Origin of the sequence: Chryseobacterium formosense (assembly GCF_900116415.1) — a bacterium.
Classification (GTDB): domain Bacteria; phylum Bacteroidota; class Bacteroidia; order Flavobacteriales; family Weeksellaceae; genus Chryseobacterium; species Chryseobacterium formosense.
This window is the reverse complement of sequence record NZ_FPAP01000006.1, coordinates 139,636-162,930: the sequence shown is the minus strand read 5'-3', so window position 1 is coordinate 162,930 and position 23,295 is coordinate 139,636. Positions and strand designations below refer to the sequence as shown.

The following is a 23,295-nucleotide window of genomic DNA, read 5'->3' as shown; positions in this document are numbered from 1 at the left end:
AAAAATGCGTCTGTTGAAGGTTAATAGTTTTATTCATCTTTGTTCATCATATTTTGTGTTTGGTTTAATTCTGCAAATCTAAAATATTTTAAATTCACTTCAAAATAATTCACTGTGCTTTTTCCATAATCTGTTGACTATTAGTTAATAATACAAATGTAATCCTGTGCAGCGACAGAACTCGTCGTGTCTGAAATATTTTTTACAAGTAAATTATTTTAAAAAAAATAACTTTAAAACTGTACTATAAAACAACAAAAGCCACCCGAACCGGATGGCTTTTTTATATGAAATTTATTAAAATTAATTAATCAATTCAAATCTCGCATACTCAGCGATTTTCTTAGGAAGCTTAATGCCTTCTTCAGTCTGATTATTTTCAAGCAACGCCGCCATAATTCTTGGTAACGCCATTGCTGAACCGTTTAAGGTATGAACCAATTGAGATTTCCCGTCTGCTTTGTAACGGCACTTCAATCGGTTTGCCTGGAACGTTTCAAAGTTGGAAACTGAACTTACTTCCAGCCATTTCTCCTGAGCTGCGCTCCAGACTTCAAAATCATAGGTCATTGCAGAAGCAAAACCCGTATCTCCACCACAAAGTCTTAATACTCTGTAAGGCAATTCCAGGTCTTCCAAAATTCCTTTGATGTGCTCTACCATTTCTTCCAGAACAGCATAAGAATTCTCAGGTTTTTCAATTCTTACAATTTCCACTTTTTCAAATTGGTGAAGACGGTTAAGACCTCTTACGTGAGCCCCGTAACTTCCCGCTTCTCTTCTGTAACATTGAGAAAAGGCTGTATTTTTAATCGGAAGATCTTTCTCCTCAAATAAAACATCACGGTATAAATTCGTCACCGGAACTTCTGCAGTAGGAATTAAATATAAATCATCTGCATTTACATAATACATCTGTCCTTCTTTATCCGGCAACTGTCCTGTTCCGTAGCCAGAAGCTTCATTTACCACGTGAGGCGGATTTACCTCAAGGTAACCTGCATCTGTATTTTTATCTAAGAAATACTGCACCAAAGCTCTCTGCAATCTTGCTCCTTTCCCGAAATATACAGGAAAACCTGCTCCGGCAATTTTCACGCCCAGTTCAAAATCGATCAGGTTGTATTTTTTTGCCAGTTCCCAGTGCGGAATTGCGCCCTCACCCAAACCTTCCACATCATGAGACTGATAAATGATTTCATTATCATCGGCAGAAATACCTGCTTTTACCAATTCGTAAGGAATATTCGGAATCTGAAATAAAATATCCAATAACGCTTTTTCTTTTACATCCAGCTGTGACTTTAATTCCGACGTCGACTCTTTATATTGTGCTGTTTTAGACTTTGCAGATTCTGCTTCTTCTTTTTTTCCTTCTTTCATCAACATTCCAATTTCTTTGGAAATTTTGTTGATCTCGGAAAGCTGAGAATCTAATTCAAACTGAATTTTTTTTCTTTCTTCGTCGGTAGCAATAGCCTCGTCTACCAACTCAGGATTCTTGAATTGTCTTTTCTGAAGACCTTCTAAAACGCGCTCTTTGTTGTCGCGCAAAAAATTAACCTGTAACATAGTTGTTGGGTGTTTGATGATGGGTACCTGATGTTAATTTGATGAGAAAATATTTTAAAACTTCCATCATCGTGCATCCTGCATCCCGCAATTTTGCAAATTTAAGATTTATTTTGTGACTATAGCGGTATTGGGCTGATCTTGAACCTTCGTAAAAATCAATTGATTGTTATAAAGGACTCTGGAAACTTCAAAAACGGAGGATGAGGATCGGTAAAATATTTCCATCCTATCGATCACCACAGGATCATTCTGAGTTTCGGATATTTTCTTGGTTAAAGAAACTTCCAACAGAGATCTGTAGGTTTTACTTCCATCTGCTTCATCTGCCACAAATTCTCTGGTTGCTCCGGCAATATATTCGATATAATAAGTGGAATCAGCGAGCATTTTGCGGCTGTAATTTACATTAGCGATATCTTTATCAGCCAGTTCATCATTGAAAGAAACTCCTGTAAAAGAACCTACTTTTGTAGGATTCAGCATGGTTTTTCCCGAAGAATCCTGAATATAAAGATTGAATATCTGGTCGATTTTCTGCAAATCTTCATCATCACTTCCGCAGCTGAGAAGTGTAAGACCGAAAAGCATCAATAAGGGAAATAATTTCTTCATTTGCACAAAGATAAAATATTCATCAAAAATAAGTTGAGTGATTTTCAAAATATTTCTGATACCAAAGCTCAAAAGTGACCAATTGCCAGATTTTCACACAATCATACTCATTTTTTTGGTTGTTCCACCATTCATCGATAACTTTTGCATTGAAAAAATTTCTCTTTTTCAGACTGCTTAAATTTTCAAGAATAAAATCTCTTACTTTCGGTTCAGTTTTAATAAAATGGGCAAGCGGAAAAGAAAACCCACGCTTCGGCATCTGTAAAATCTCCTGAGGAAGATATTTTTCAGCAACTTTTCTAAGAAGCGGTTTATTCTGAATACCATTGTAACGCAATTTTTCCGGTAATGAAGAAACATACTCAATTAAATCATTGCTCAAATAAGGATAACGGAATTCCACGCTATATTTCATCGCGCTCAGATCGTCTCTGAAAACATGATGCGAAGACAGAGAATATTTCATGTCATATTCAAAAAGCCCCTGATAATCTTTGCTTTCAGATAATTGCCTATCTTTTAAATTGATCTGAAATGAATTAAAAATATTTTCAGAAAAAACATTTTTAGCTTCCAAAGGTTTCATTCCCACCTGACTTTGGCGGAAAAAGTCCAGCATATCATCCTGAGATAAATAGTTTTTCACTTTTTTTGAAAAATTATCGTTGGTCAAAATAAAATGACGAACAAAATTGAAATTTCTCATGGAAAGCCATTTATTAAGCTTCAAAGAATGAGAATATCCTGCAAAAAGTTCATCGGCTCCGTTTCCGCTTAGAACAACTTTAAAACCATTATTTTTTGCATATTCTGCAGCATTCATCAACACTTCCAAACTGCTGTAAGGTTCTTCAAAATGCTGAATATTTTCTTTTAACTGATCTAAAATCTCACCATCCGAAACTTTCTTCACATGATGCCGAATATCGATCTTGTCCGCTAACAAAGATGCATTTTCAACTTCGCTTTCTGAAAATTGGTACGAGATTGTGAATGCATTAATATCATTTTTATAAGGCTTAGATTTGGCGGTAATCAAAGTAGAATCAATTCCGCCGCTCATCATACTCGTGACCGGAACATCGGCAAAAAGTTGTTCTTTTACACTTTCAGAAAGAAGTTGGTCAACTTTTGCAACTGCTTCATCTTCTGTAATATTATTGTTTCTTTTAGCAGGAAAATTCCAGTAAAACTGTTTTAATGTTGAAAAATCTTTTAAACCAATCGTTAAAAAACTGGCTGGTTCCAATGAATAAATGCCTTTAAAACAGGTTTCAGGAGCCAAAGTGGTCTGAAAAAGGAAATTCGTATATACTCCGTTCCAATTGATTTCAGGTTTGATGAATTCATTTTTCAGAATAGATTTTATTTCTGACGCCCAAACCAAAGCATCATCATTTTTAAAATAAAATAAGGGTTTCAGCCCGACTCTATCTCTTGCCAGAATGAGTTTTTGTTGGTTTAAATCAATTAAAGCGATCGCAAACATTCCGTCGAATTTAACGAACATTTCAGTTCCCCATTCTTCGTAAGATTTTAATATAACTTCTGTATCTGAACTACTTTTAAAACTATAACCTAAATCTTCAAGTTCTTTCCTGATTTTTTTAAAATTATAAATCTCACCATTGAAAGTAATGGTAATTTTTTCATCATCGGAAAGCATCGGTTGGTGACCTTTTTCGGACAAATCTACAATCGAAAGTCTGCGAAAACCCAAAGCAATTTTTGAAGAAGTTTCATCCAGAACAGGAAAAGTTTCTTTAATTTTTTGTGTAGAATCGTTTCCGGAAAAAGATTCACCAGCGAATCCATCAGAAGTCCAGAAACCTTCGTCATCCGGACCGCGGTGACGGATGGCTCTATTCATTTCTAAAATATTTTTAGAAGAAATTTCTTTCTTAAATGAATAATAGCCGCAGATTCCGCACATATTTTAAAAGCTTTTTGGAATGGTAAAAATAAGGATTTGGACTTAATTTAAACCAAGAAAAATAATTAGCTTTTTTTAGAAAAAGTTTTAATTAAAGTATTGATCTCATCTTTTGAAATCATATAATCTTTGATCTTAAAATCTGTAGACTGATAAAATTTCCAGAATAAAATTCCTGCTGAAACGATGTAGGAAGATGTGGTTACCAAACAGGCTCCAAAAATTCCCCATTTCGGAATGATTAAAAATGAACAGGCAACGGTAATCAACAATCCGATTATTGATTTGATGTTTAAAATTCTGAGTTCTTTGATCCCCGAAAAGTAATATCCGATCATATCGCTGACTGCAATGGCAAAAATTCCGGGGGACAGCAATAGCATGATCTTTTTTGTCTCACTAAATTCTTCGCCGAAAATCTGCGTATAAATAAAGCCCGGAATAACGAGAATTCCTAAAACAAAAACAACCATTAGGGTAAACGAAAGTTTTAGTGAAGACTTTGTTCTAAAAATAGAATCTTCTCTACTCTCGCTGTTTACAACATCGGAATAAAGAACAACGGCGATACTTCTCGTGATCGTCCAGATCGCTTCAGAAAAGGTGATTCCTATAGAGAAAATTCCGACTGCGGCAATCCCTTCAAAATGTTCAAGAAAATAAAAGGAAAGCCTGTAATTGAGAAACTGTATGAATGCGCTGAGCTGAGTTTTCCATCCGTATTCAAACATGTTGATGAAAACATCTTTTGAGAAAGAAAATTCAGAGCTTTTACATTTTTTTAAAATAAAGAAAAGACTGGTCAGTAATAGAAAGAGCAGACATAAAATCTGCGCTAAAAAGTAAACTGAAACATCTTTTAGTTTGATAATATAAATCAGGAAAACAATAAATAAAACATGAACAAGCTGCTGTAAAACCGTATAAATATTAAATAGTCTGATATTTTGCGTCCCGATAAACAAATTGATATTGGTCGATAAAAGTGAAGACAGTACGGAAATCCCGATCAGATCATATAAATAATCGCTTTGAATTCCTGCAAAACTAAACAACAGCGGAACTGCAACTCCTGTAACAACTGACCAGAGATAAGAATAAACCAGAACCTGCTCAATTTTAAACTTTCTGGCAAAATAAGAAGTGCTGCTTCCCGAAAAAATACTGCTGAAAAAACTGACAACGGCAACATTCGCAATGACAATCGAAATTGTTCCTTTCCCTTCACTTCCCCACATATTTGTAGAAAAGATCACCAAGCCAAAGCTTAATATCAAAATGAGAAACCTCGAAATGAAAGTCTGAACAACTTTGAGCTGTTTCATCTGTTGCTTTTTGGTAAAGAATTCTGAATAAAGTTAACAAAAGAATTTTTGATCACCTTCCAATTATGATGTTCCATAAATTCTTTTCTTGCATTGGCTGCATGAAGATCATATAATTTTGAATTTCTGAGATAATTTTCAACATGGGCTACAATCTTCACAGAATCTTTAGGATCAACCAAAAAACCAAACCCGGAAACATTCATATGCTTTCTGATTCCTTTTAAATTCGAATAAATAATCGGTTTTCCGGCTCCCATATAATAAAAAAGCTTGATCGGAAGCGAATGATGATTTTCAAAATTAAAATTTCTCAGATCAAAACAAATATCTGCATCAGCAAAAGCTTTCGTAAAACTTTCAAATGAGGTTGGTTGTTTGATCTCAATATTTCTTACCGAAGATTTGGTAAGAATTTCAGCAAAATACTCTCGATCACTTTCACTTCTGGTTGAACCTACGATCAGAATTTTAATATTCAGCTGCGGATTTCTTTTGTTCAGTTCTTCGACAGCATTGAAAAAATTACCAATTCCTTTATCTTCCGAAAGAGCTCCGGTATAGCAAAGCGTAATTTCGTTGGGGCTGAGTTTTTTGATGTTTTCAGAAACAAATTTTTCATGCGGATAATAAGGCAGGATCATTTTCTTTTTAAACGGAAAAAAATAAGCCAGCGGAAATTTTTTGGTTTCTTCTCCGAAAATAAAATGTGTGCTCAAAAAACCTGCATACAACTGAATCAGGAAAAATTTAAATCCATGAATCAGCTTCATCGGAAAACTATAATCCTGAAGCATCGACATCGCAGGATACCACTCTGTAATATCGTAAACAATACTGATTTTTTGGGTTTTACTGAATTTATGGGCTGCGATAACGGCAATCGGCTCTGAACAAATTATACAATCAGGTTGAAAAGCCTTACAGACATCGAGAAATTTCTGCGTTTTTGTTTTTGCTGATTGATTTAAAATATCAAAAGATTCTATATCAATTTCATCAATTTTACCTTTAAAATCTGATGTTAAACTACAAATTTTCACTTCAAAACCAGAGGTAATTAATTCTTTCGCCTGATGAAAAAAGATTCTGTCATCGTCATAATTATGCGCAGTGGTTAAGAATAGGATTTTATTCATGTAAAATTTTGACGCTATGATCGCGAAGCAATTAATTCTTTTACTATTTTATTTCTCGTTCGCAAAGGCACTTCGTTCAGCCAATGATAGCAGAAGCCTTTGCTGAGTGAAACGCCTTTGCGAACGGGAAATATTTACAAAAATAAATGAAAAAAAATTTGCGGACATAGCGTTTAAAAAACTTTAGTTAGATTACTTAGCTCGAATTCAGTTTAAATAATATGATAAAAAATTCCTCATCGGTTTCTAACAATCAGAAGCCAAGAGGAATTTTCAGTATTTTGTAAAGAACTACTTTATAGTTACCGCCCAGCTTTTGTTAAACGGCAATAAAAAATTTCCTAAAAATTCTAAATATGTATTTTTCGAGAAATCAAAAACTTCGATGTCTTTCGAAATTTCTCCGCTTCTGATTTTATTTTTAAAATCTAAAAGCTTTAATGTTTTCACTTCTCCGTTTTCAACAAAACTTGCTTTCATTCTGTCGAATAAACCTAATTGATATTCTTCATCAATTTCTCTCATGATCTTTCCTAAAGCATCGATGCTGCATCCTGAAGCCATTTCTTTCTCTTCATCTACACAAATAATGATAAACTGGTTATTCTCAATTTTAAAAGATGACGAAAGTGGTTTTCCGTGTGCTGCCCAACCTGCCAGAAAATCATACAGTTTCTCTGTAATTACTTTTGCTTCCTTCGTCGTAAAAGGTCTTGATGCGGGATATATAATCACTCTGTAATCGTTTGCTTCAACGATATTAGATTCTTCAATTTTCATACTGAATAAATTTAAAAAGTAAAATTACGCAATTTTCCTGAGTTGAAAACCATTGTATTTTTTACTGATAGCATATAGAAATATAATGAAAAGCAGAATAACAAAACCAATAAAAAACCTCAAATTGGCGCTGTCCGGGAAGAATATAAATTTGATATAAATGTTTGAAAAAAACAGAACTGCCAAAATCCTGATCCAAATTTCTTTTGAAAAATAAAATATCGCACCAAGCAAAATCAACGACACTAAAGTTATTTTCTTAAAGTTAATAAGTTTAAAAATAAAATAATCAAAGTATTGTTTAAAAGTAAAATCTGCTTTTTCGGCTGAAATCAGAGGTCTTCTGTAGAAAAAACTGTCATAAAATAAATCTTTCCAACCGGGATAATGATAATATTTAATGATCGCTATATAAATCAAAGCGAGCGAAGCACCCTGAATAATCAAAGAATAATCAAGCTTTTTGTTTTCATTAAAAAATTTAAACACAAATGTTGCAAAAAGATACGTTGCCGCAAACAGAATATAATCTGGTCTTATTAAAACACAACAAAGAAGAATAATATAATGAACTAAAGAACTTCTCTTCTGCAATATGCTTATCATAAAAAACAGCATAAAAACAAACAAAAAAGGATCCGGAGTGGGATTTTCTGCCATGCTTCTTACAGGTGGCAACCAGAGAACGAAAAGCGAAATAACGGGAGGTATAAAATAATTTTTAGGGAATAAAAATTTCACCAGATAAAAGAGGAGCAATCCTGCAATGAAATAGGAAAAAATATTCACCATAAGAACCGCATGAGGACCGGTAAACCCTATTTTGTACAAAGCATAAACCGCAACATTAAAACCAACTTTAATCTGATAATACGGCAATTGCTCACCAAATGCTTTATAATCAGCTGTGAAAACTTCATTCGCATGATTATAGGCGACAATATCATGAAATTCTTTTGCTGAAGCTTCTTCTTTGATGGTAGAATAAACCAGTTCGTGCACTTTTTTAGGTTCATTCGGATGTTCCCATGAAAGAATACTTCCTAAATAACCGGGCATATCCCAATCGTACACTCTGTTTTGATAACAGGAATAAGTAAGAAAACTTAAACCGAGAATAAAAAAAAGAAAGGATAAACCCCATTTTAATTTCATAAACTCAAGATTTATCCTTTCCAGAAAAATTTTTATAGATCTTCAGCTTCTGCCAAAAGCTCTACAATATCTTTTACTTCTACTTCCGTATTTTTATTGAAATGCTTTACACCGTCCGTCAACATGGTATTACAGAACGGACAACCTGTTGCAATGACTTTAGGTTCGAAAGATAAAGCTTCTTCAGTTCTTTCAATGTTGATGTCTTTCTTACCTTTTTCAGGCTCTTTAAACATTTGTGCTCCACCTGCTCCACAACAAAGACCATTGGTTTTGCAACGTTTCATTTCAATTAATTCTGCATCAAGCTTTTCTAAAAGCTCTCTTGGAGCTTCATATTCACCGTTAGCTCTTCCTAAATAACAGGGATCGTGGAAAGTAATTCTTCTTCCTTTGAAAGTTCCACCCTCAATTTTCAGCCTGCCTTCATTCATCAATTGTCTCAAAAACTGCGTGTGATGAATCACTTCATAATTTCCACCCAGATTCGGGTATTCATTTTTTAAAGTATTGAAGCAGTGCGGACAAGCCGTAACGATTTTTTTTACCTCATACGCATTCAGAACTTCAATGTTCGTCATGGCCATCATCTGGAAGACAAACTCGTTTCCGGCACGTTTTGCGGGATCACCGGTACAGCTTTCTTCCTGTCCGAGAACAGCAAATTCAACTCCGATTTTATTTAAAATTTTGCAGAAAGCTTTGGTTATTTTTTTGGCTCTGTCGTCGAAACTTCCGGCACAACCTACCCAGAAAAGAACTTCCGGAGATTTGCCTTCCATTGCGTATTCCGCCATTGTTTTTATATTGAAATCCATTTTGTTCAATTTGAAAATGTGAGAATTTGAGAATTTGAAAATGTGTAGAACAACCAATTTTCAAATTTTCAAATTGATTAATTATCTAATTTTCCGCCGCCCAGTTCAGACGATCCGCCTGATTGTATTGCCAAGGTGCGGCATTGTTTTCTACGTTGGTCATCATCAGGTTTAGTTCCTGTGGCGCTGCAGATTGTTCCATCACCAGGAATCTTCTCATTTCGAAAATGATAGAAAGTGGATCAAGCAATACCGGACAAGCCTGTGTACAAGCATTACAGGTTGTACAAGCCCAAAGTTCTTCTTTTGTGATATAATCGTTCAGCAGTTTCTTGCCATCATCTTCAAACTTTCCGTTTTTATCGATGTTTCTTCCTACTTCTTCAAGACGGTCTCTTGTTTTCATTAAAATCAATCTCGGAGACAGCTTTTTACCCGTAATATTTGCCGGGCAAACCGAAGTACATCTTCCACATTCTGTGCAAGAATAGGCATTCAGCAACTGAACCTGATTTAAATCGAAAACATCTTCCGCACCAAATTTTGAAGGAGCTTCTTCTGTACCTTCTGCAGGAGCTGCATAAGGATCAGCATTCGGATCCATCATCAACTTGATTTCTTTTGTTACCGATTCAAGATTATTGAATTTCCCGTACAAATCAAGGTTTGCATACCAAGTGCTCGGAAATGCAAGAATAATATGTAAATGTTTTGAATAATAAAGGTAATTCATGAAGAACAGGATCCCTACGAAGTGAAACCACCAAGCTCCTCTTTCAACGATTTCTAAAAAAATATTATCAAAACTGAAAACTTCTAAGAATGGAACCAATGTCATTTCACTGATCGGGAAGCTTCCATGTGCTGCAAGAACTCCTCTCTGCTGTAAAATGAGGTCAGAAGAATTCATCGTTAAGAAAGCGATCATTAAAGCAAATTCAATGATCAAAATCCAGTTTGCATCATTTTTTGGCCAACCGAAAAGTTCTTTCATTGTTAACCTTTTCACTCCATAAAAATTTCTACGAATAAAGAAAGTAACCACTCCAATGATTACCAAAAGTGCTAAAATTTCTAAGGTTGCTGTAAAGAAACTGTAGAAACCGTCACCTAAAACTGTAGCTAAGAAACGATGGGTTCCGAAGATTCCGTCAACGATGATTTCTATTAGTTCAATATTAATAATAATAAAACCTACATATACAAATAGATGGAGAACTCCCGCAATTGGTCTTGCCGACATTCTGCTTTGTCCCATTGCTACACGAGCCATAGTTTCCCATCGCTCTGCTTTTCTGTCGCTACGGTTAATTTCTCTTCCTAATCTGATGTTTCTGTAGATTTTCATAAGGCTTTTTCCGAATAGCCCGAAACCTGCAATCAGCAAAATCAGAAAAAGTACATTATCAAGATACTGCATGGTTAAGTTTTTTAGTCTTTACTATTCTTACCGAAAACCGAGAAATTGATGTATCTCTTAGGATTGGCTTTCATATCTTCAATTAAAGAATTCAGATTTGTAGAAGCAGAATTCAGATTATTGTACAATTGGTCGTCTTTCATGATTTTACCTAGGCTTCCTTCACCTCTGTCGATTCCTGCAACAACACTGTTCAGTTTTCCTACAGTCTGATCAAGATTAGCAATTGTTTGATTCAATTGTTTTGTATCAATACTTTCTGCAAGATTTCCGTATTTTTCTAAAGTAACTTTACCGCTTTTCATGGTAAGACTTGCTTCATCCAAAACTTTCTGAAGTTTAGGGTCGTTGTTTCCAACCAATCTATTTACACTTCCTGCTGTAGTTTCTAATGCGCCAACTGTTTTATTCAAATTATGAAGTAAAACTTTAATTTCTTCTCTGTTCTGAGCATTCATCACCTGATTCGCATTTGCCATCAAAGAATCTACTCTATGCAAAACAGTTTGCAGCTGATCTTTCACAGGACCAACCTGAGAAGAAAGACTGTTCATCATTCCCAGCTTAAAAGCTCCTTTAAGGGTGTCACCATCTTTTGCAGTTTCGCCACCATAGAATAAATTCACTCTCATTTCTTTACCGCCCATTAAGCTCGGCTCGAAAATTTCAAGATTGGAATTTTTTGAAAATTCAAAATTGTTATCTACGGTTATTTTTACGACAAAATGTATTTTCCCATCTTTGGTTGTCTGAGGAATGATCTTGTCAACCTGCCCTACTTTCAAACCATTAATGGAAACAGGAGCAGATTGTGTTAATCCCTCCACATTATCATATTTAGCGTAAAATATATTATCGGTAGTAAAAAGGCTTCTGCCTTTCATGAATTGGAATAAAATCACAAAGCCGACGATGGCTAAAAGCGCGATTAAACCAGCTTTTAATTCTTTACTGAATTTCACTTGTTAAATTTTTTCTAATGTAGCAAATATAGCACATTTTAAGTTAATCTTTCTCTTTATTGCTCTGCGTAAAATACAAAAAAAGCGCCAAAATAATTTGGCGCTTTTATATTTTTAAATCAGAATCTTATTGCTGAGTTCCAAGCTTGCTCCAGATTTCGATTCTGTAATCATCGATATCTGCATTATCTTGTAAGCTCTTCAACCAAGCCTGACCAAACATTCCTGCATTTCTCTGAGTAACAGACTCAGTAAACTGCTTGGCGTCTCCAGGTTGTTTGTTCAGAGTTTCGTTCTTTTTAACGATCACATAAACGCCTGTTCCACCTTCGATCGGGTTTGAAGTTTTTCCTTTTGCAATCCCAAATGCTGCACCAGCAACTTTAGGCTCCATTGCTCCGGCTACAGAAGGATTAAGCATATTTACCTGTGCAGATTGCTTAGTTGTAGCAAATGTTTTAGCAACCTGATCTAAACTTCCTGCTTTTCCGATTTTAGCTGAAATCTGTTTTGCAGCCAGTTTATTCTGAACAACTGTTTCTATCTGATCTCTTACAGATTCAGGATCTGCAAGACCTTTTTCTTGTTTTCCGTTCAAGTAAACAACAATTTTATCTCCTGTGCCGTCTACTGTAAAGAATTCGGTATCACCTTTTTCTCTTTTCTTATCAAAAGCCCAAGCAATGATTTCACCGTCTTTATCTGTTCCTAAACCTTGTAACTGACCGTCAAATCTTTTTGCAGATTTAGCATTAGAATACTGGTAGTTTGATTTTTTAGCAATGTTTACGAAATCGTTGAAAGATTTCCCCTGAATCTGCTGAATAAATCTTCTTGCTTTTTTATCTGTTTCTGCTTCAGTAGCATCAGAAGGCTTGATTGTTTTTACGATGTGAGCAATTTTATAACCCATTGCTCCGGATTTTTTATCTTCAACATTGATGATGTGGTAACCGAAACTTGTTTCGGCCAAACCTGTTGCACCTTTAGGATTATTAGCCAAAAACGCTAAATATCCTGGAGCAAACTGACTTTGAGGAGTCGTCCAACCCACACTACCTTTTCTTTCAACAGCACCCGGTTCATCAGAAAGCTTTAGACCTTCTGCAAATTTTGCAGGATTAGCTTTAATTACAGCCATTAAACTGTCCGCAATTTTCTTAGCTTCTTCTTTAGATCTTGTTGCGGTAGATCTCTCAGCACCTTTGTAAGAGATTAAAATATGATTTGACAATGTAGAATCTGATGGTTTTTTGTCAATCAATTTAGACAATACATAAAGATTCTGCTCTTTGTAAGGTCCGAAAACCTGTCCGATTGCAGCAGTTTCGATTTTACCCTGTAATCCTTGAGGCATTTGAGTTGCCGGAACATAAGCGTTATTGTAAGGCATATCTGAATTTGCCATTACAAACATTGAATCGTTTGTTGTATTCTGGAAGTTTTCTTTACCACCACTTGCATCAGTACCGCCAGAGAAGATTTTTGTGATCTCTTTCTGTACAGCCGCCTCATCAGCAGCACTTGGAAGAGAAGGGAAAAATGCAATCCCTAAATTTCTGCTCGGCTCAGTTTTAAACTGCACCGGATGTTCATCAATATATTTTTTCAGATCTTCAGTCGTAACTTTAATTTTGTTTTTCTGAAGATAAGAAGCGTAATCTACTTTTACGAAATCGATATCAGCAAGCTGATCTCTTTCTTTCATCAATTCATCAGCTTCTTTTTTACCGGTAGTGATCCCTGTAGAAATATTAGCAAAAACCTGTCTTGCCATTATTCTGTACTCAATCGTTTTTCTGGTTTTCAACCATTGACTGTAAGCTTCGGGATTTGTATTCTGTAAAGTTTCAACTTCTTTTTTAAGCTCCTGAAGTTTGAAGTTACCTTTTTCGTCAAACAACTGTTGATTCTGAGCAAACATCTGATCGAACTGGATCTGACTCCAGAACAAATCATCAGTCATTTCAAAGCCCATTTTTTCAAACTGCTGCTTAATTAACTTTGATTGTACCAATAATTGCCAAGCCTGCTCTTCAAGACCGTTTTTCGGCTGTCCTTGCTGCTCCGCCTGCTGCTGTAATACAAAAAGCTGGTCGTTAAACTCTTCACGGGTAATTTTCTCACCATTTACTTTTCCTAAAACATCAGGGTTTTTTCCAAAAACCTTATCAATACTATCAGGATTTACCAAAAAGGCCAAAAGTGCCAATGCGATAACGCCCATTAAAAGCCAAGGCTTACTCCTAATCTGTCCTAAAATTGCCATTTTATAAATATAGTTTTTATATCAGTGTGCGAAAATACACATTTTTAAGAAATTACAGAAATATAAGTCGTTTTTTTAATTTTTAAAATTCAAATACTCTTAAAATGGAAATTTTGACCGTATTTTTTGATGATTAACAAATGGCATTAAACTTGACAATCTTTAATACAATTCACGTATATTGCTTTTTAAAAGCATATTGTGAAATATCAATCTAACGACTTTAACTGAAAATGACAATTTGTCATTCGATTTATTATGACAGAATTTGAAGATATAAATTTTGATGATATTCTTGGGGACGGTTTCAACATCGTTGCCGAAGAAATCAATCTTTCTGACCTGAATGTAGATCAAGAGAAAAGCTCTGACCAGAATATTTTCCCAATACTTCCGGTAAGAAATATGGTAATGTTCCCGAATGTTGTAATTCCTATTACTGCAGGAAGAAAGATATCGATACAGTTGCTTGAAGAAGCGCAGCAAAATGGCGATTACATCGGAATCGTAAGCCAGAAAAACTCTGATATTGAGCAGCCAACCGAAAAAGATCTTTATCAGACAGGAACTTTGGCAAAGATTATTAAGATCATCAAACTTCCAGAAGGGAATATTACAGCAATCACCAAAGGTTTTCAAAGGTTTAAAATCAAGAAAATTGTAAACAGCCAACCTTATTTTAAAGCTGAAATCGCCAAGCTAAAAGATACGAAAGCTAAAAACAAGGAAGAATATGAAGCATTACTAGAGAATATTAAAGATCTGGCTCTGAAAATTATTGAGCTTGATCCGAACATTCCCAATGCTGCCAATTTTGCAATAAAAAATATCAACAATAATGATGATCTTTTAAATTTCATCAGCACAAATGCCAATTTCCCTTATTCAGAAAAGCAAAAGCTTCTGGAAGAGAAAAATCTAATGGAAAGAGCCAATAAGTGCTATGAAATGATGCATGAGGATTTCAGAAAGCTGGAACTGAGAAATCAGATTCATCAGAAAACTTCCAAAGATTTAGACAAACAACAGAGAGAATATTTTTTAAACCAGCAAATCAGAACGATTCAGGATGAATTGGGAGGTGGCCCGGAAAGCGATGTTGAAGATTTAATTAAAAAATCAAAAACCAAAAACTGGAATGCTGATGTTGAAGAACATTTCCTAAAAGAAATCAACAGGCTTCAGCGTCAAAACCCAAATTCTCCCGACTACAATGTTCAGAGAAATTACCTGGATTTCTTCACCGATCTTCCTTGGGATACTTTCACAAAAGATACTTTTGATATTGAAAAAGCCCAGAAAGTTTTAGATAAAGCCCATTTTGGTTTAGAAGACATCAAAAAAAGAATTTTAGAGCACATGGCTGTTTTAAAATTAAAGAACAATATGAAATCGCCAATTCTATTGTTGGTAGGTCCTCCCGGAGTTGGTAAAACCTCTTTGGGGAAATCGGTTGCCGATGCTTTGGGAAGAAAATACATGCGTGTTTCTTTAGGTGGACTTCATGACGAGAGCGAGATCCGTGGTCACAGAAAAACCTACATTGGCGCGATGGCAGGAAGAATTCTTCAGTCCATTAAAAAAGCCGGGACATCAAATCCCGTTATTGTTTTGGATGAAATCGATAAAGTAGGAAAAGGAATGCACGGCGATCCGAGTTCGGCTTTGCTTGAAGTTCTTGACCCTGAACAAAACAGCTCTTTCTATGACAATTTCCTTGAAATGGGCTACGATTTGTCTAAAGTCATGTTTTTGGCAACTGCAAACTCACTTTCAACCATTCAGACTCCGCTTTTAGACAGAATGGAAATCATACAGATTGCAGGGTATACACTAGAGGAAAAGATCGAGATTGCGAAGAGACATTTAATTAAAAAACAACAGGACGAAAACGGTTTGACTATAAAATCTTTCAAACTTGGAAGTTCTGAACTGAAACATATTATCGAAGCTCATACTTCCGAAAGCGGTGTGAGAACCTTAGAAAAAAGAATCGCAGCGATTGCACGTTGGGTTGCCCTTCAGACGGCTTTGGTAAAAGAATATGATGCTAAAATTTCTATTGAAAAAGTTGATGAAATTTTAGGTGTTCCAAGACCGAAGAGTTTATCTGAATTAACGGATGTTCCGGGAGTTGTTACTGGTTTGGCCTGGACAAGTGTTGGAGGAGATATTTTATTTATCGAAAGCTTAATCAGCAATGGAAAAGGAAATCTTACCATGACCGGAAATCTGGGAACAGTAATGAAAGAATCTGCAACGATTGCTTTGGAATATATTAAAGCCAAACATGAAGATTTGGGAATCAGTGAAGATGATTTGGAGAAGAAAAACATCCACGTTCACGTTCCTGAAGGTGCAACACCAAAAGACGGACCTTCTGCCGGAATTGCGATGCTGACTTCAATGGTTTCTTCATTTAAAAATAAAAAAATAAAACCTCATCTTGCAATGACCGGGGAAATTACTTTACGAGGAAAAGTGCTTCCTGTAGGTGGAATTAAAGAAAAACTACTCGCTGCAACAAGAGCAGGAATAAAAGAAGTGATTTTGTGTGAAGCCAACAGAAAGGATGTAGAAGAAATCAAGCAGGATTACCTGAAAAACCTGAAAGTAAACTATGTAAGCTGGATGAACGAAGTTCTGGAACTGGCTATCGAAAAATAAAATTTTTATTTATAAATTTATAACCTCATCGGAAAACGGTGAGGTTTTTGTTATGTGTAGAAAAACTTTCCCATGAATTTTTTTAAACTTCCTTTTCTTCCGAAACTTGCATTGGCAGTCATTTCCATTATCGGAATCGGCTATCTTATTAAGCTGGGACAAAGCATTTTGGCTCCATTCTTTTTAGCATTTTTAATGGCTATGCTTTTTTTGCCGATTGCTAATTTTTTAGAAAAAAAACTAAGGTTTCCAAGATCGGTTTCAACCATTGTTTCTGTAATGATAATGTTGACTATTCTCACCGGAATGATATTTTTCTTCAGTACACAGATTTCAAGTTTCAGCAAAGATATTCCGCATCTTACAAAGCAGTTCAATCTGGTGTTCCATAATCTTCAGACCTGGGTTTCGCATACTTTCAATGTGAAAATTGATGAACAGCTCGATTATCTTGATCAGGGTTTAAATAAACTGTTATCTTCTTCGGGAATCATTTTAGGATTTACATTTGGAATTTTCTCTACGAGCTTAGGATTTCTGGCGTTTTTCATCTTGTTTTTTATCTTCATCTTAAATTACAGAAGAATTTTGAACAATTTCATCGTTAATGTATTTAATGAAAAGCATAAAGCAAGCGTTCAGGAAGTGGTTTCTGAGGTAAGAATTATGACGAAAAGATACATCATCGGATTGTGTCTTCAGGTAATTATCGTCTCTGTTCTTACGACCATTGTTCTGACTATTTTAGGTGTAAAATATGCCATTTTATTGGGTGTTTTAACGGGTTTATTAAATGTTATTCCCTACATCGGAATCTGTATTTCGCTTTTAATTTCTTGTTTTATTGCATTTGCGACGGGAACAGTTTCCACTTGCGTGTATGTAGCAATTGGTTACGTCATCGTTCATGCGATCGACGGAAATATTGTTCTACCTTTTGTCGTAGGTTCAAAAGTAAAAATTAACGCATTATTTTCTTTTATCGGTATTCTTTTAGGCGAACATCTTTGGGGAATTTCAGGAATGTTTCTGTGTATTCCGGCGATTGCGATTATTAAAATTATTTTTGAAAGAGTCGACGGATTGCAACCTTGGGGAAAACTTCTCGGCGAAGATGAAAAACCCAATAAGAAAAAGAAAAGCTACAAAATTTCTAAGAACATCACCTTAAAGGAAATGGATTAGAATATTAATAAGCAATGAATAATTAATATTAAATATAAAAATTTAGTGATTTTTTTATAACGAATTAGAATTTTATTTAATTTTAATAAAAATTCAATTTATGAAAATCATTAAATTTATTATCTGTCTTATTTTTGGGCTCATGTTTATTAATGCAGGCTTAAACAAACTTTTCAACTACATGCCAATGCCGGAACAAACACCGGAGCAAATGAAAATTTTTGAAGCGTTCAATCAATTGCATTGGTTGATGCCTTTGGTTGGAATCGTAGAGGCAATTGGCGGCATATTATTTATTTTCCCAAAAACAAGAGCTTTAGGCGCGATAGTTATTTTACCGGTAATGGTCGGAATTATTCTTCACGTCTTCACGATTGACAAATCAACGATGGGAATGTCGATTGCCGGAGTTCTTTTCCTGATCAATATCTGGATAATTATTGACAACAAAGAAAAATATAAAGCTTTGCTGAAATAGTAGTGTGAATAGTGAATTGTAAATTCGCCTTGCTTGTCAATTTTAAATTCACTTGCGAAGCAAAATTCACAATTCACTATTGACTTTTACACAAATGCACTGAAACCGGTGATCGATCTTCCGACAATCAGTGAATTGATTTCTTTTGTTCCTTCATAAGAATAAATGGCTTCTGCATCGGCAACAAACCTTGCGACATCATACTCCAAAAGAATTCCGTTTCCGCCCATCACTTCACGAGCTCTGGAAACGACATCTCTTGTTCTTAACGTACAAAAAACTTTAGCTAAAGAAGCGTGTTCGTCTTTCAAAATTCCTTCATCCTGCATTTCAGAAAGCCTGAAAACCATTGTTTGCATTGCGGTTAAATTAGAAAGCATTTCCACCAAATGCCCTTGAATCATTTGGAAAGAAGCAATTGGTTTTCCGAACTGTTCTCTTTTTCTGGTATAATCTAAAGCGCTTTCATAAGCTCCTCTTGCACAACCTGTCGCCATCCATGCAACTCCAGCTCTAGTCATTCTCAATACTTTTGCCGTGTCTTTAAATGAATTGGCATTTTGGAGACGATTTTCTTCTGTAACGATACAATCTTTTAATGTAATTAAACCATTTTGTACAATTCGAAGAGCCATTTTCCCTTTAATTTTCTGTACCGAAAAACCGGGATTATCTTTTTCAACAATAAAACCTTTCACTTCACCGTCATCTAAATCTCTTGCCCAAATAATAATAATGTCAGCAAATGTTGCATTTCCGATCCATTTTTTTTCTCCGTTTAAAACCCAGCCTTCAGGAGTTTTTTTGCAGGTAACCGTTAAGCCTCCTGCTGCTCCGGAACCCACTTCCGGTTCGGTTAATCCAAAAGCTCCAATTTTTTCGAATTTCTGCATTTGGGGAAGCCATTTTTGTTTTTGCTCCTCAGAACCGCAAATATAGATCGAACCCATTGCCAAACCCGATTGCACTCCAAAAAATGTCGCTATTGAAGCATCAATTCTCGCCATTTCCATTGCAATAACGCCTTCCATCAGAAAAGGCATTCCTTTGCAACCGTAACCTTCATAGGTGACCCCACAAATATCAAGTTTCTGAAACTTTGGAATTAATTCATGCGGAAATTCGTCTCTTAACCAATAATGATTCACCAAAGGCTTAACTTCTTTTTCCATAAACTCCCTTACTTTAAGCTGAACTTCCCTTTGCTCAGGAGTCAGAGTATGATAGATATCGTAGAAATCGCCATCAATTGGTGGAAGATCTTTTTTCTTTTTGTTTGGATCCAGCATTTTCATCATTCCATTGAGTTGCTTATCATCAAGCTTGGAAAAATTTTCCATCAGCTTCGGAAGATTTACTTTTTGCGAAATTTCGCTCAGCTGATCAAAATCAATGGCTTTAAAAAGTTCTATAGCGTTTCGGATTTTAGAAAAGGTTTTAGACATATCTATTTTGAGTTTTAATTTGTAAAACATCAGCAAAAATCAATCCGAAATACCACGCTACGCTCCGTATATCATTTACAAAATACTGAATAACAATCATTTAAATCTAAATAATTATTTACAAAAGGTTTACCTGCAATATTCAAACATTACAAAAGATTCTGCTGGAACTTTGGGTTAAGCAAAACATTAAAAATAAATATTATGAAAACGACACACATCAGATTAACGATTGCAACAGCATTATTATTAGGAATTTACTCTTGCAAAAAAGGCGAAGCAACAGCAAGTGATTACGAAATGTCAACGTCTGCAGATTCTGCCTACGTAAATGTATCAGACAGCGTTTCATCTGCTGCAACCATGTCTGTAAAAGACAAGCAATTCATCAAAACAGCTGATGTTAATATGGAGGTAAAGGATGTTTATGATGCAACAATTTCCATTGAAAAATCGGCTCAGGAACTTGGCGGGTTTGTTACCAACAGCAACCTGCAAAGTCGTGTGATTTCTGAAGACACTTACAATACTTCCGATGAAGAAGCAATGCTTGTGAAAAAATATCAGACCGAAAACACAATGCAGGTAAGATTTCCCTCTTCAAGATTGGGTGAGCTTTTAACTTTAATTAATGATAAAAAACTATTCCTGAATTCAAGAATCATCAATGCGGAAGACATAACTTCAAACATTAAATATGCTGAATTGGAGGGAAAAAGAATCAAGAAAACCGGCGAAAATATTTCTGAACTTAAAACCACAAAAGACAAAGTGAAAATGAGTGATGAAAATATGTCTGAAAACAATTCGCAACAACTCGCCAATCTTAACGTAACCGATAATCTTAAATACAGTACTGTTGATATTTACATAAAAGAACCCAAGCTTCGTATTGCAGAAATTGCAGTAATCAATTCAAAAAACATTGACAACAAATACAAATTCAACTTTTTTTACAGTGCGAAAAATGCTTTTGTGGAAGGTTATTATTTAATTCAGAAACTTATCGTTGGATTAATTATGATTTGGCCAATTCTATTAATCTGCGGACTGATATTTTACTTTTACAGAAAAAATCAATCTAAAAATAAAATTCAGCAACCAAACCAAGAAAATCCGGCATCCTAACCTTTAGGTTATCAACATAGATTATTTGAACCTTCGCTTTTGCGGAGGTTTTATTTTTCATCCTGATAATCCTTGAAAACTGATTTTTAATCCTCAATTAACATCGTTGCGCAAAAATTCCGTAAATTTGCGGTTTGAAAACTTACATTTTAATTATCGTGATTTTAAATGTGATATTTTCTAAAAATCAGCTTTTTAAACCCTAAATTTAATTTATGCTATCTAAAATAAATCCTACACAAACCAACAGTTGGAAAGATCTTGACGAACATTTTGGTGATAATGACTTTGATCTGAGAAGTCTTTTTCAATACAATCCCAACCGTTTTGAAGAGTTTTCTATAAAAAAAAATAATTATTTATTCGATTATTCTAAGAATCTGATTGATTCAAGAACGAAAGGATTATTATTAAATCTTGCAGAAGAGTGTCAGCTCAAGGATGCAATTTCTAAAATGTTTTCGGGAGATAAAATCAACGAAACAGAAGGAAGAGCCGTTCTTCACACTGCTTTGAGAGATTTTTCAGACAAGGAAATTTTGGTAGATGGTGAAAATATCAAGCCTCAGATCAAGAGAGTTTTAGATCATATGAAATCTTTTTCTGAAAGTATTATTTCAGGAACACACAAAGGTTTCAGCGGAAAAGAAATTACAGATGTCGTGAACATAGGAATCGGTGGTTCAGATTTGGGACCTGTGATGGTAGTTTCTGCTTTGAAGCATTTTAAAACAAGGCTAAACGTTCATTTTGTTTCTAACGTGGACGGAAATCATATGGCAGAAGTTGTAAAAAACTTGAATCCTGAAACAACTTTATTTATCATCGCTTCTAAAACATTTACGACTCAGGAAACGATGACAAATGCGAATTCGGCAAAAGACTGGTTCTTAAAAGCCGGAAAACAGGAAGATGTAGCCAAACATTTTGTTGCTTTATCAACTAACGTTCAGGCAGTTAAAGACTTCGGAATTGCAGAAGAAAATATCTTCGAATTCTGGGATTGGGTTGGCGGAAGATATTCTTTATGGAGTGCGATTGGCTTAAGCATCGTTCTTTCAGTAGGATACGAAAACTTTGAGCAATTATTGAAAGGAGCTAACGATACGGATCAACATTTCCAAACAGCCGAATTTGGTGAGAACATTCCTATTTTGATGGGATTAATCGGAATCTGGTATCGTAATTTTTATGCTGCAACAACGCATGCAATTCTTCCTTATTCTCAATATTTAGAAAGATTTCCGGCATATTTTCAACAAGGAGATATGGAAAGTAACGGAAAATGTGTCGACAGAAACGGCGAATTCGTAGAATATGAAACAGGACCAATTATTTGGGGTGAGCCGGGAACAAACGGACAACACGCTTTCTATCAATTGATTCACCAAGGAACTGAATTGATTCCTGCAGATTTTATCGCATATGCAAAAAGTCCGAACAAAGTTTCTGATCATCAAGATAAACTATTAGCCAATTTTTTTGCTCAGACTGAAGCTTTGGCATTTGGTAAAAATGAAGAAGAAGTTGAGGCGGAATTAAAAGCTTCAGGAAAATCTGATGAGGAAATTGATTTCTTATTAAACTACAAAGTCTTCCATGGAAATACACCAACAAACTCTATACTAATCAATGAATTAACGCCTTTTTCATTGGGTCAGCTAATCGCTTTGTATGAGCATAAAATTTTCGTTCAGGGTGTGATCTGGAATATTTTCAGTTTCGATCAGTTCGGAGTGGAATTAGGAAAAGTTTTAGCCAATAAAATTCTTCCGGAACTTGAAAATAATGAGACCATTAGCTCTCATGATTCTTCAACAAATGGGTTGATTAATTATTATAAATCGAATAAATAATTGTTGCGGATTTTCATTAATTTTGATTAAAAATAAAGGAAATGAGTACCATCACAATACATCTAAAAGATAAGGAAGAAGAAACTCTAATGGAGAATCTTTTACAGAAAATGAAAATTGCTTTTGAGAAAAGTGATGATGATTTTGAGTTGACGGATGAGATGAAAAGAGTGATTGATGAAGCGTTAAAACAAGACAGATCTACAGCAGTAGATGGTAAGGAATCTTTGAAGAGAATTAGAGCAAAATATGGTCTTTAATTTTAAATTTCTATCAATCGCTGAAGAAAACATTGAGGAAGCAACAGAGTATTATGCGAACATTTCGCTGAAAGTTCTAAAAAGTTTTAATAAGCAACTTGATCTTTCAATAAGTAGAATCGTAACTAATCCTTATTTTCAGAAAAAATATAGAGATATTAGAGCTTTTCCTCTCAAGAAATTTCCTTATATCATTTTCTATGAAATAAATGAAGAAGAAAAAATGATTTATATCGTCTCCGTTTTTTGCACTCATCAGAATCCGGAGAAATATCCTTAAAAATC

19 protein-coding genes are annotated in these 23,295 nt (G+C 34.9%); 7 read left to right on the top strand and 12 right to left on the bottom strand.

Annotation, left to right across the window (positions count from 1 at the left end; genetic code table 11):
* Positions 1–303 precede the first annotated feature (303 nt).
* From serS to BM371_RS18940, 11 genes are all read right to left on the bottom strand, one after another.
* Complete coding sequence (gene serS, locus BM371_RS18990) at positions 304–1,572, bottom strand: serine--tRNA ligase (protein ID WP_034677684.1); 1,269 nt, start codon at positions 1,570–1,572, stop codon at positions 304–306.
* A gap of 108 nt (positions 1,573–1,680) precedes the next feature.
* Positions 1,681–2,187, bottom strand: coding sequence for a hypothetical protein (locus BM371_RS18985; protein WP_034678270.1), 507 nt, complete (start codon positions 2,185–2,187; stop codon positions 1,681–1,683).
* 22 nt (positions 2,188–2,209) lie between these two features.
* Entirely contained in the window at positions 2,210–4,123 is a 1,914-nt protein-coding gene (gene asnB, locus BM371_RS18980; RefSeq protein WP_034677683.1) for an asparagine synthase (glutamine-hydrolyzing), read from the bottom strand.
* A 65-nt stretch (positions 4,124–4,188) separates the two neighbouring features.
* Positions 4,189–5,448, bottom strand: a complete 1,260-nt coding sequence (locus tag BM371_RS18975) for a lipopolysaccharide biosynthesis protein (protein WP_034677682.1) — start codon at positions 5,446–5,448, stop codon at positions 4,189–4,191.
* Complete coding sequence (locus tag BM371_RS18970; RefSeq protein WP_034677680.1) at positions 5,445–6,587, bottom strand: glycosyltransferase; 1,143 nt, start codon at positions 6,585–6,587, stop codon at positions 5,445–5,447. The genes BM371_RS18975 and BM371_RS18970 overlap by 4 nt, the downstream gene beginning before the upstream one ends.
* A gap of 291 nt (positions 6,588–6,878) precedes the next feature.
* Positions 6,879–7,367 (bottom strand): hypothetical protein, encoded by a 489-nt coding sequence (locus BM371_RS18965; RefSeq protein ID WP_034677678.1) that lies wholly within the window; start codon positions 7,365–7,367, stop codon positions 6,879–6,881.
* A 24-nt stretch (positions 7,368–7,391) separates the two neighbouring features.
* Complete coding sequence (locus tag BM371_RS18960; RefSeq protein ID WP_034677677.1) at positions 7,392–8,522, bottom strand: hypothetical protein; 1,131 nt, start codon at positions 8,520–8,522, stop codon at positions 7,392–7,394.
* A gap of 32 nt (positions 8,523–8,554) precedes the next feature.
* Positions 8,555–9,340 (bottom strand): (Fe-S)-binding protein, encoded by a 786-nt coding sequence (locus tag BM371_RS18955; protein ID WP_034678269.1) that lies wholly within the window; start codon positions 9,338–9,340, stop codon positions 8,555–8,557.
* A gap of 85 nt (positions 9,341–9,425) precedes the next feature.
* The gene (locus tag BM371_RS18950) at positions 9,426–10,760 is read right to left on the bottom strand and encodes a 4Fe-4S dicluster domain-containing protein (RefSeq protein ID WP_034677675.1); all 1,335 of its coding nucleotides are present in this window, start codon (positions 10,758–10,760) and stop codon (positions 9,426–9,428) included.
* 11 nt (positions 10,761–10,771) lie between these two features.
* Positions 10,772–11,722 (bottom strand): MlaD family protein, encoded by a 951-nt coding sequence (locus tag BM371_RS18945; protein WP_034677674.1) that lies wholly within the window; start codon positions 11,720–11,722, stop codon positions 10,772–10,774.
* A gap of 127 nt (positions 11,723–11,849) precedes the next feature.
* The gene (locus tag BM371_RS18940) at positions 11,850–13,991 is read right to left on the bottom strand and encodes a peptidylprolyl isomerase (protein WP_034677673.1); all 2,142 of its coding nucleotides are present in this window, start codon (positions 13,989–13,991) and stop codon (positions 11,850–11,852) included.
* A gap of 258 nt (positions 13,992–14,249) precedes the next feature.
* Between BM371_RS18940 and lon the strand changes: the two genes are divergently transcribed.
* From lon to BM371_RS18925, 3 genes are all read left to right on the top strand, one after another.
* On the top strand, positions 14,250–16,658 hold the full coding sequence (gene lon, locus BM371_RS18935) for an endopeptidase La (protein WP_034677672.1): 2,409 nt from the start codon (positions 14,250–14,252) through the stop codon (positions 16,656–16,658).
* Between the two features lie 72 nt (positions 16,659–16,730).
* On the top strand, positions 16,731–17,843 hold the full coding sequence (locus BM371_RS18930; RefSeq protein WP_034677671.1) for an AI-2E family transporter: 1,113 nt from the start codon (positions 16,731–16,733) through the stop codon (positions 17,841–17,843).
* Positions 17,844–17,943: 100 nt separating this feature from the next.
* Entirely contained in the window at positions 17,944–18,321 is a 378-nt protein-coding gene (locus BM371_RS18925) for a DoxX family protein (RefSeq protein WP_034677670.1), read from the top strand.
* Between the two features lie 86 nt (positions 18,322–18,407).
* Here BM371_RS18925 and BM371_RS18920 read toward each other — a convergent pair whose 3' ends face one another.
* Positions 18,408–19,766 (bottom strand): acyl-CoA dehydrogenase family protein, encoded by a 1,359-nt coding sequence (locus BM371_RS18920; protein ID WP_034677668.1) that lies wholly within the window; start codon positions 19,764–19,766, stop codon positions 18,408–18,410.
* Between the two features lie 204 nt (positions 19,767–19,970).
* Here BM371_RS18920 and BM371_RS18915 point away from each other — a divergent pair, with 204 nt between their 5' ends.
* The 4 genes from BM371_RS18915 to BM371_RS18900 all read left to right on the top strand — a co-directional run bounded on the left by BM371_RS18915 (position 19,971) and on the right by BM371_RS18900 (position 23,290).
* Entirely contained in the window at positions 19,971–20,894 is a 924-nt protein-coding gene (locus BM371_RS18915; RefSeq protein WP_034677667.1) for a DUF4349 domain-containing protein, read from the top strand.
* A gap of 215 nt (positions 20,895–21,109) precedes the next feature.
* A complete protein-coding gene (gene pgi, locus BM371_RS18910; protein WP_034677666.1) occupies positions 21,110–22,750 on the top strand; it encodes a glucose-6-phosphate isomerase in 1,641 nt (546 codons plus the stop codon).
* Between the two features lie 41 nt (positions 22,751–22,791).
* On the top strand, positions 22,792–23,010 hold the full coding sequence (locus tag BM371_RS18905) for a hypothetical protein (RefSeq protein WP_034677665.1): 219 nt from the start codon (positions 22,792–22,794) through the stop codon (positions 23,008–23,010).
* Positions 23,000–23,290 carry a type II toxin-antitoxin system RelE/ParE family toxin gene (locus BM371_RS18900; protein WP_034677662.1) on the top strand — a complete coding sequence of 97 codons (291 nt, stop codon included), beginning with the start codon at positions 23,000–23,002 and terminating at the stop codon, positions 23,288–23,290. Before BM371_RS18905 ends, BM371_RS18900 begins: the two co-directional genes overlap by 11 nt.
* The last annotated feature ends 5 nt before the right edge of the window (positions 23,291–23,295 follow it).

Excerpts from the sequence above, each read along its gene's own strand:
- serS (WP_034677684.1), bottom strand. The coding sequence starts at position 1,572 with ATGTTACAGGTTAATTTTTTGCGCGACAACAAAGAGCGCGTTTTAGAA.
- BM371_RS18985 (WP_034678270.1), bottom strand. The coding sequence starts at position 2,187 with ATGAAGAAATTATTTCCCTTATTGATGCTTTTCGGTCTTACACTTCTC.
- asnB (WP_034677683.1), bottom strand. The coding sequence starts at position 4,123 with ATGTGCGGAATCTGCGGCTATTATTCATTTAAGAAAGAAATTTCTTCT.
- BM371_RS18975 (WP_034677682.1), bottom strand. The coding sequence starts at position 5,448 with ATGAAACAGCTCAAAGTTGTTCAGACTTTCATTTCGAGGTTTCTCATT.
- BM371_RS18970 (WP_034677680.1), bottom strand. The coding sequence starts at position 6,587 with ATGAATAAAATCCTATTCTTAACCACTGCGCATAATTATGACGATGAC.
- BM371_RS18965 (WP_034677678.1), bottom strand. The coding sequence starts at position 7,367 with ATGAAAATTGAAGAATCTAATATCGTTGAAGCAAACGATTACAGAGTG.
- BM371_RS18960 (WP_034677677.1), bottom strand. The coding sequence starts at position 8,522 with ATGAAATTAAAATGGGGTTTATCCTTTCTTTTTTTTATTCTCGGTTTA.
- BM371_RS18955 (WP_034678269.1), bottom strand. The coding sequence starts at position 9,340 with ATGGATTTCAATATAAAAACAATGGCGGAATACGCAATGGAAGGCAAA.
- BM371_RS18950 (WP_034677675.1), bottom strand. The coding sequence starts at position 10,760 with ATGCAGTATCTTGATAATGTACTTTTTCTGATTTTGCTGATTGCAGGT.
- BM371_RS18940 (WP_034677673.1), bottom strand. The coding sequence starts at position 13,991 with ATGGCAATTTTAGGACAGATTAGGAGTAAGCCTTGGCTTTTAATGGGC.
- lon (WP_034677672.1), top strand. The coding sequence starts at position 14,250 with ATGACAGAATTTGAAGATATAAATTTTGATGATATTCTTGGGGACGGT.
- BM371_RS18930 (WP_034677671.1), top strand. The coding sequence starts at position 16,731 with ATGAATTTTTTTAAACTTCCTTTTCTTCCGAAACTTGCATTGGCAGTC.
- BM371_RS18925 (WP_034677670.1), top strand. The coding sequence starts at position 17,944 with ATGAAAATCATTAAATTTATTATCTGTCTTATTTTTGGGCTCATGTTT.
- BM371_RS18920 (WP_034677668.1), bottom strand. The coding sequence starts at position 19,766 with ATGTCTAAAACCTTTTCTAAAATCCGAAACGCTATAGAACTTTTTAAA.
- BM371_RS18915 (WP_034677667.1), top strand. The coding sequence starts at position 19,971 with ATGAAAACGACACACATCAGATTAACGATTGCAACAGCATTATTATTA.
- pgi (WP_034677666.1), top strand. The coding sequence starts at position 21,110 with ATGCTATCTAAAATAAATCCTACACAAACCAACAGTTGGAAAGATCTT.
- BM371_RS18905 (WP_034677665.1), top strand. The coding sequence starts at position 22,792 with ATGAGTACCATCACAATACATCTAAAAGATAAGGAAGAAGAAACTCTA.
- BM371_RS18900 (WP_034677662.1), top strand. The coding sequence starts at position 23,000 with ATGGTCTTTAATTTTAAATTTCTATCAATCGCTGAAGAAAACATTGAG.